Below are 1,728 nucleotides of genomic sequence, written 5' to 3'. Positions count from 1 at the left end.
GGGTTCGGCGGCCTCCGTCGCCTTGATGGCCTCCGCGGAGCGGGCCCGGCGCCGCGTGACAGCGTTGTCCGTCGCACCGGTGATGGCGGAAATGATCTCTTCCTGGGTGGTGCTCGCCACCGAGAACGTGCCGTTGTTGCGACCGAGCCGGAGCACGGCAACGCGGTCGGCGACGGCCTTCACGTCGGCCATGTTGTGGCTGATGAGGATGACGCCGAGGCCGCGCTCGCGCAGCCGCTCGACCAGGTCCAGGACCTGCGCGGTCTGCTCGACGCCGAGCGCCGCGGTCGGCTCGTCGAGGATGACGATCTTGGGCTCGCCGAGCAGCGAGCGGGCGATGGCGACGGTCTGCCGCTGCCCGCCGGAGAGCGAGGCGATGGGGATACGGACACTGGGGATCCGGATGGACAGGGTGGAGAGCAGCTCACGGGCGCGGCGCTCCATCTCGACCTCGTCGAGCACCCCGGCGCGCGAGATCTCGCGGCCGAGGAAGAGGTTGCCGACGACGTCGAGGTTGTCGCAGAGCGCGAGGTCCTGGTAGACGGTCGCGATGCCGAGCTCTTGCGCGGCGTGCGGCCGGTCGACGGTGACGGGCCGGCCCTCCCACTCGATGACCCCGTCGTCGGCGGGGCCGACGCCGGCGATGGTCTTGACGAGGGTGGACTTGCCGGCGCCGTTGTCGCCGACGAGGGCGACCACCTCGCCCGCGTGGATCTCCAGGTCGACGTCGGTGAGCGCCTGGACGGCACCGAAGCGCTTGGAAATCCCGCGCAGGGCGAGGACGGGGGCGGCGTCCTTGGCTTGCGTGACGGATGTGACGGATGTGGCGGACATCTGCGGAACCCCTACTTGATCCCGGCCGAGTCGCACTGAGCCTTGTACTTCTCGGTGCAGATCTCGTCGCGGTTGAAGAAGCCCTCCTGACCGACGTACTTCGCGATGTCGGCCTTGGTCAGTGCGAAGGGGGTGACGATGATGGAAGGAACCTTCTTCTGCGTCCCGCTGTCGACGGTGGACTTGGCGATGCCGTCGAGCGCCTTCCCCTTGGCGAGCGCGACAGCCATCTCCGCGGCGGCATCGGCCTCGGGCTTGTAAGGCTTGTAAACGCTCATGAACTGCTCGTCGGAGAGGATCCGCTGGACGGCGGAGAGCTCGGCGTCCTGGCCGGTGACGGGCGGGAGCTTGTCGAAGCCCGCGCTCTTCAGGGCGGTGATGATGCCGCCGGCCATGCCGTCGTTGGCGGAGTAGACGCCGACGATGTTCTCCTTGCCCAGCGAGGAGATCGCGCCCTTCATGTTCTCGTTGGCGTTCTCCGGCTTCCACTCCTTGGTGTCGTACTCCTTGCCGACCTTGACCTTGCCGTCGAGTACGGAGTGGGCCCCGTCCTTGTACATCTTGGCGTTCGGGTCGGTGACCGACCCGTTCATCATGACGATCTCGCCCTTGGAAGCGTTGTCGCCGAGCTCCTTGAGCAGCGACTCGCCCTGGATCTTGCCGACGCGCTCGTTGTCGACGGAGGTGTAGGCCTTGATCGGGCCCTCGGCCAGCCGGTCGTACGCGACGACGGGAATTCCCTTGTCGTTCGCCTTCTTCACCGAGGAAGCTATCGACTTGGCGTCCACGGAGTCGACGATCAGCGCGTCGACCTTCTTCGTGATCATCGTGTCGACCTGCTGCTGCTGGACGGAGGCGTCCTGCTTGGCGTTCTCGTAAAGGACGACGGTGTCG

At 67.0% G+C, this 1,728-nt stretch carries 2 protein-coding genes; both read right to left on the bottom strand.

Annotated elements, in window-relative coordinates; all coding sequences use genetic code 11:
• Window positions 1–834, bottom strand: an 834-nt coding sequence (locus ACSNOG_RS32680; RefSeq protein ID WP_436756325.1) for an ATP-binding cassette domain-containing protein, incomplete at its 3' end; no start/stop codon positions are given.
• An 11-nt stretch (window positions 835–845) separates the two neighbouring features.
• Window positions 846–1,728, bottom strand: an 883-nt coding sequence (locus ACSNOG_RS32675) for a substrate-binding domain-containing protein (protein WP_436756324.1), incomplete at its 5' end; no start/stop codon positions are given.

It is taken from the genome of Streptomyces sp. URMC 124 (genome assembly GCF_051386455.1).
Lineage (GTDB): Bacteria > Actinomycetota > Actinomycetes > Streptomycetales > Streptomycetaceae > Streptomyces.
This window is presented reverse-complemented; position numbering and strand designations above follow the sequence as displayed.